The 6,516-nt window shown below is 44.8% G+C and carries 5 protein-coding genes; all 5 read right to left on the bottom strand.

What is annotated here, in order from left to right; translation table 11 throughout:
• Positions 1–116: 116 nt before the first annotated feature.
• Positions 117–1,778, bottom strand: a complete 1,662-nt coding sequence (locus ACKA06_RS13985; protein ID WP_411159923.1) for a glycoside hydrolase family 13 protein — start codon at positions 1,776–1,778, stop codon at positions 117–119.
• Between the two features lie 500 nt (positions 1,779–2,278).
• Positions 2,279–3,625, bottom strand: coding sequence for a tRNA (N(6)-L-threonylcarbamoyladenosine(37)-C(2))-methylthiotransferase MtaB (gene mtaB / locus ACKA06_RS13980; protein ID WP_064564281.1), 1,347 nt, complete (start codon positions 3,623–3,625; stop codon positions 2,279–2,281).
• Between the two features lie 5 nt (positions 3,626–3,630).
• Positions 3,631–4,383, bottom strand: coding sequence for a 16S rRNA (uracil(1498)-N(3))-methyltransferase (locus tag ACKA06_RS13975; protein ID WP_058297817.1), 753 nt, complete (start codon positions 4,381–4,383; stop codon positions 3,631–3,633).
• A 6-nt stretch (positions 4,384–4,389) separates the two neighbouring features.
• Positions 4,390–5,337, bottom strand: coding sequence for a 50S ribosomal protein L11 methyltransferase (gene prmA, locus ACKA06_RS13970; RefSeq protein WP_032087596.1), 948 nt, complete (start codon positions 5,335–5,337; stop codon positions 4,390–4,392).
• Between the two features lie 23 nt (positions 5,338–5,360).
• Positions 5,361–6,488 (bottom strand): molecular chaperone DnaJ, encoded by a 1,128-nt coding sequence (gene dnaJ, locus ACKA06_RS13965; protein WP_032087595.1) that lies wholly within the window; start codon positions 6,486–6,488, stop codon positions 5,361–5,363.
• Positions 6,489–6,516 lie beyond the last annotated feature (28 nt).

Below are 6,516 nucleotides of genomic sequence, written 5' to 3'. Positions count from 1 at the left end.
GCTAACCGCTACTACTACCTTCACGGCTCGGGACTTCAACCCTATAGAGTGTGTGCATGCCTGGCACACCAAAAAAAGCTGTCGGTCATAATGACCGGCAGCTTCACAACATATTATTATTTTACCCGATAGACCCTTGCTTCGTATGGCTTCAAGCTCAATACGCTTTCAGGAGTATGGGCTTCGACCGCGTGATTTGAGAGCAGCAGGTTTTCGGATGATACCTTGAAGTCAAGTTCACAAACGGCATCTTCGGTTGAAAGGTTTGTCACCACAAGCATTTTGTCCTTTTCTCCGGTGCGTGTGTATGCATAAATCTGTTCGTCTTCCGGAAGGAGTAAATCATAAATCCCATATGTGAAGACGTCTTCTTCTTTCTTGAGTGAAATCATTCTCTTATAGAAAGAAAGGATTGAGTGCTCATCTTTCTCCTGAGCTTTTACATTGATTGTTTTATAATTCGGATTCACTTTCATCCAGGGCGTACCGGTTGTAAAACCGCTGTTTTCTTCATCCGACCATTGCATCGGTGTGCGGCTGTTGTCCCTGGATGAAGCCCAGATGATTTCCATGATATCCTGGTGCTTCACGCCTTCTTCGCGTTTTAGACGGTACAGATTTTTCACCGCAACATCATCGTAGTCTTCGATGGAAGGAAATTGGACATTTGTCATCCCTATTTCCTGTCCCTGATAGATGAACGGCGTACCCTGCATCAGGAAGTACATCGCTGCCATGGCAGTGGAGCTCTCTTTCCAATATTCCTTGTCGTCCCCCCACGTGGAAACGACGCGCGGCTTATCATGATTCTCAATGAAAAGGGCATTCCAGCCATTTCCCTCAAGCCCTTTTTGCCAGCGGGAAAGGACTTTCTTCAGTTCAACGATATCCAGATCCGGATTCGTTTCAGCATCCCATAATCCCAAATGTTCAAATTGGAAGATCATATCCATCTTTCCGTTTTCTTTTCCGACCCACAGTTCCGCTTCATCAGCTTTTACGCCATTTGCTTCCCCTACCGTCATAACATCATAGTTCGAGTACGTGCGGTCCTTGAATTCCTGCAGGAACGTATGAATGCCTTTTTGATTCATATGCATATCAAATGAAGACACATACTTTTTCTTTTTCGGGTTTGGCATATCAGGCAGGCCTGGACGTTTCTTAATGTGACTGATTGCATCGATCCTGAATCCGTCGATTCCTTTGTCCAGCCACCAGTTTACTGTGTCATACAAAGCATCGCGTACTTCTTCGTTTTCCCAATTCAGGTCAGGCTGTTTGGTTGAAAATACGTGGAGGAAGTACTGATCGGTCTTTTCATCATACTTCCAGGCAGAACCTCCGAATATACTTTCCCAGTTATTCGGTTCCTTGCCGCCTTTGCCGTCGCGCCAAATATACCAGTCGCGCTTCGGATCATCCTTTGAACTTGCTGATTCAACGAACCATGGATGCTCGTCACTGGTATGATTGAGTACAAGATCGATGATCAGTTTCATATCACGGCTGTGTACCTCTTCCAATAATTGATCAAAATCTTCCATCGTCCCGAAATCTTCCATGATATCCTGATAATCAGAAATATCATATCCGTTGTCATCATTGGGTGACTTATACATCGGACAAATCCAAATGACATCTGTACCCAGGTCTTTAATATAATCAAGCCGCTCTATGACTCCTTGTAAATCTCCAATACCATCCCCATTGGAATCCTGAAAACTCCTTGGATAAATCTGATAGCCGACTGCTTCTCTTCGCCATGCCTTTTCCATCGTAACACCTCATCAAATTATAATAAGTACAAACGCTTACATTTTGTTTTTGCCAAATCATCATCCAGTTGAATTTCTTGGGTGAGGCAATTGGATTGTTTTAACTACTCCAGTTGTGGTTAAAATAAACTCAAAAAATGCGCAATCGTTTGCACGAAATAGCTAAAAAAAATAAAATACCTCTTTGATATGAACATTACTAGTTTACAACCTAAATCCGTTCTTAGCAATAGATAATTTTTAGAGATTGGTTGATGGATGGAGGAAGCAGGATAGATGGTCTCACAAGATTAGAATTATTCACATTAGAGCATATTTCCGTAATTTCGAGCATAATTCTTTGATTTCGAGCATATATTTTTAATTTGAAGCATAAAACTCCAGATTCGAGCATATATAACCAGTTCCCCTATATGTCCCCCGCAAACTTTACCCAGAATCATAAAAAAAGAATTCCTTCAAAGACTCACACTTTCAAAGGAATTCTGTATAGAAATTATTTAAATCGCAGCTTTTTCACTGCTGTTTTCGTTCTGATCTTCTAGCACCCGCACGAATTGGCCTTCATTCAGAGGATAACCCGCTTTGGTGATCTTCACTTTAACAAGCTGACCGACCATTTCTTCAGTGGCAGGGAAGACGACTTTCAGGTAATTGTCCGTATACCCTACATAGCGGCCGTCATCATATACTTCCTCTGGGATGACTTCAAGCACTTCATCCTCAAAGTTTGACGCATATTCTTTTGCCAGTTGATTCGATAGTTCAATCAGACGGTGGACCCGCTCATTTTTCACTTCTTCATCAATCTGGTCATCCATGCGCGCTGCAGGTGTGCCGGTGCGCTTGGAATATGGGAATACATGAAGCTCTGAAAATTTATGTTCTTTAATAAAATTATATGTTTCCATGAATTCTTCTTCCGTTTCGCCGGGGAATCCGACAATGACATCAGATGTTACAGCGAGACCAGGAAGTGCTTTTTTAAGCTTTTCAAGCCTCTCCGCAAAGAATTCCATTGTATACTTTCTGCGCATCCTCTTAAGGACCGTATTGGATCCCGATTGAAGGGGCACGTGCAGATGGCGAACAACGATATTCGATTGATCGATCACTTCGATGACTTCATCCGTCAATTGACTGGCTTCGATTGAAGAAATACGGATCCGTTTCAATCCTTTTACATTTTGCTCCAAGTCACGAAGAAGCATGGCAAGATTATAGTCTTTCATATCCTCGCCGTATCCGCCTGTGTGGATACCTGTGAGTACGATTTCCTTGTATCCTGCATCAACAAGCTGCTGAGCCTGTTTCACCACTTCTTCAGGATCACGGGATCTCATCAATCCGCGTGCCCATGGGATGATGCAGAAAGTGCAAAAATTATTACAGCCTTCCTGTATCTTAAGGGAAGCTCGTGTACGGTCAGTGAACGCAGGTACATCGAGCTCTTCATACACACGGTTCTTCATGATATTGGTAACGCCATTAATCGGCTGACGTTCTTGTTTGTATTCTTCGATATACTCCAGCATCTTGCGGCGGTCCTGGGTCCCTACAACAACATCGACTCCGGGGATGGCCATGATTTCGCCTGGTGATGTCTGGGCATAGCAGCCTGTTACACAGATGACGCCGTCAGGATTCTTCCTGATTGCACGGCGGATTACCTGCCTGCTTTTCTTGTCTCCGGTATTCGTTACCGTACATGTATTGATGACATAAACATCGGCTATTGAATCATAATCGACACGTTCATATCCTTCTTCTTTGAATAATTGCCAAATGGCTTCCGTCTCATAGTGGTTCACTTTACACCCTAATGTGTGAAACGCTACTGATGGCATTACAATCACCTCATTAATTCTAATTGATAGCTCATGGCGGAAAGGACATACAAAGGAGCCGTCTCTGTCCGTAATATCCTCGGACCAAGACCGCATATTAAAAAGCCTTCCTGCCTGCATCGTCCGACCTCATTCTCGGTCAATCCGCCTTCCGGTCCGAACACAACCAGGATGCTTTCGCCGTCTTTGATAGAACCAAGGGTTCTAGAAAGATTGCTCTTCTCCCCGGTTCTTGCTTCTTCTTCGTAAGCCACAAGGGTATGGTCAAAATGTTTACTCAGTGTCAGTAATTCTTTAAATGAAACAGGGGAAGAAACGGAAGGGACGACATTTCTGTGAGACTGCTCTGCAGCTTCCTTCACGATCTTTTCCCAGCGGTCGAGCTTTTTCTTCGCCTTCTTTTCATCCCATTTCACGATGGAGCGATCCGCGGTAAAAGGGATAAATTGATCTGCCCCAAGCTCCGTACCTTTTTGGAAGATTAATTCCAATTTATCCCCTTTCGGCAGCCCGCTCGCAATTGCCACCTTAACAGGCAGTTCTTTTGTATCTGTTTCCCATTCTACTACCACGGCTTCGACCGAGTCACTGGAAATCGTTTCAATACGGGCGGCAGCAGAGGATTGATCGGGGAACACCACATAAATATGGTCATCTTCTTTCATCCTCATGACACGTACAATATGATGATAATCTTCTCCGGTAATGATGACCGGAGAAGATTCACTGTATCGATTATCAATGAAATATCGCTGCATACTGCCTCACTCCACCGTAGGTTTTTGGGCAATGATGGCTACCCAGTCTTCCATCACCATTACTTCTTCTATCAGGAACCCTGCATGTTCAAGTGCTTCCTTTACCTCTTGTTTCTTGGGCTGGATGATTCCTGATGTGATGAAATAACCGCCCGGCTTCACAAGCTCGAATGCATCCTCTGTAAAGCGCAGGATGATTTCCGCCAGTATATTGGCCACAATGACATCTGCCTGCCCCGTAATACCGTTCAGAAGATTATTTTGATCAACCGATACCCTGTCCTGAACTTTATTCAGCTTAACATTTAGACGGGCTGATCTCACTGCCACCTCGTCAAGGTCATAAGCTTTCACTTCCGAAGCATCGAGCATCGCAGCAGCGATGGACAGCACACCAGAGCCCGTCCCTACATCAATCACGGAGTCCTCGGGCTTAACGATTCGTTCAAGAGCCTGGATGCACATCACAGTAGTCGGATGTGTGCCGGTTCCAAATGCCATACCCGGATCGAGTTCGATAATCAGTTCATCACTGTGCACCGGGGTATAATCCTCCCAAGTAGGCACAATCGTAAATTTATCTGAAATCTTTACAGGGTGGTAGTATTTCTTCCATGCTGTGGCCCATTCCTCTTCATTCACTTCCGATATCTCCACCTTGTTTTCCCCGATGTCGATATCGTAGGTAACAAGGTTCGTGATTCCCTGCTTTATTTCTTCCACCGTTTCCCCAAGGAAACTGTTGACGGGAAGATAAGCCTTCACCAAAACGCCTTCACTTGGATAATCATCAGGATTGAGTTGGTAGATCTCCCCAAACATATCCTCTCTTTCTTTAATCAAGTCAAACGGGTCTTCGATGACGACTCCGCTTGCCCCTGATTCATGCAGGATATGTGAGACCGGTTCAATTGCTTCGTTTGTTGTAAGGATGCTAATTTCTGACCATTTCATTGATCTACCAACTCCGTTCTGAGTTATTCGCCTTTAAAGGCTTTTTTTACTTTGTCAAAAAAGCTTTCGTGCTGTTCATCCGGCACCTGGCCGCTGATGTCAGCAAATTCTCTTAAAAGCTGTTTTTGTTTTTCCGTCAATTTAGTAGGTGTGACGGCCTTCACTTGGACATGCTGATCTCCAGTGCCATAACCACGGACGTTCGGCACTCCTTTGCCTTTTAGTCTGAACCTTGTTCCTGTCTGTGTTCCGGCAGGGACCTTCAGTTTGACCTTGCCGTGCAATGTAGGGACTTCGATTTCATCCCCCAGAGCCGCTTGTGCGAAAGTGACAGGCATTTCACAATAGATGTCGTCGCCGTTTCGCTCAAAGAAGTCGTGCGTACGCACATGGAAAACGACATAAAGATCTCCTGGAGGACCTCCGTTGACGCCCGGCTCACCTTGGCCCGTCACACGAAGCTGTTGTCCATCGTCGATGCCTGCAGGGATCTTCACATTGATTTTTCGGCGTTTCTGAACTTTTCCTGCACCGCCGCATGTAGAACATTTTTCTTTGATCTCTTTTCCAGTACCGTTACAGTAATGGCATACACGTCTGTTTACGATGCGCCCGAACGGGGTGTTCTGTTCAACATTCAATTGCCCGGATCCATTACAATGTGAACATGTATGGACTTTCGTACCTGGCTTTGCCCCTGTGCCGTGGCATGTATCGCATTCTTCTTCCTTAGGTATTTCAATTTCTGTATCTTTTCCAAACACAGCTTCTTCAAATTTCAGGGACATCGTATATTGAAGGTCCGCACCCTGTCTCGGTGCGTTGGGATCTCTCCTGCGTCCTCCGCCCCCGCCGAAGAATGTATTGAAAATATCTTCAAAGCCGCCGAAACCGCCGCCGCCAAAGTCAGCTCCACCGCCGAATCCCTGGTTTGGATCAGTGTGGCCGAAACGGTCATATTGAGCACGTTTTTGATCATCGCTCAACACTTCATAGGCTTCTGATATTTCTTTGAACTTTTGGTCTGCATCCGCCTCTTTATTAATATCAGGATGATATTTTTTGGAGAGTTTGCGGTATGCTTTTTTTATTTCATCTTTAGAGGCGCCTTTTCCGACACCCAGAACTTCATAATAGTCCCGTTTACTCATAAAAACACCACTCCCGAATCGTTTGCAT

Origin of the sequence: Rossellomorea oryzaecorticis (assembly GCF_045897515.1) — a bacterium.
Taxonomy (GTDB): Bacteria; Bacillota; Bacilli; order Bacillales; family Bacillaceae_B; genus Rossellomorea; species Rossellomorea enclensis.
The sequence above is the reverse complement of the archived record's forward strand: the minus strand, read 5'-3'. Positions and strand labels throughout refer to the sequence as shown.

What these genes read in the sequence shown, in the direction of transcription:
- ACKA06_RS13985 (WP_411159923.1), bottom strand. Translation starts at nt 1,778, where the DNA reads ATGGAAAAGGCATGGCGAAGAGAAGCAGTCGGCTATCAGATTTATCCA.
- dnaJ (WP_032087595.1), bottom strand. Translation starts at nt 6,488, where the DNA reads ATGAGTAAACGGGACTATTATGAAGTTCTGGGTGTCGGAAAAGGCGCC.
- prmA (WP_032087596.1), bottom strand. Translation starts at nt 5,337, where the DNA reads ATGAAATGGTCAGAAATTAGCATCCTTACAACAAACGAAGCAATTGAA.
- ACKA06_RS13975 (WP_058297817.1), bottom strand. Translation starts at nt 4,383, where the DNA reads ATGCAGCGATATTTCATTGATAATCGATACAGTGAATCTTCTCCGGTC.
- mtaB (WP_064564281.1), bottom strand. Translation starts at nt 3,625, where the DNA reads ATGCCATCAGTAGCGTTTCACACATTAGGGTGTAAAGTGAACCACTAT.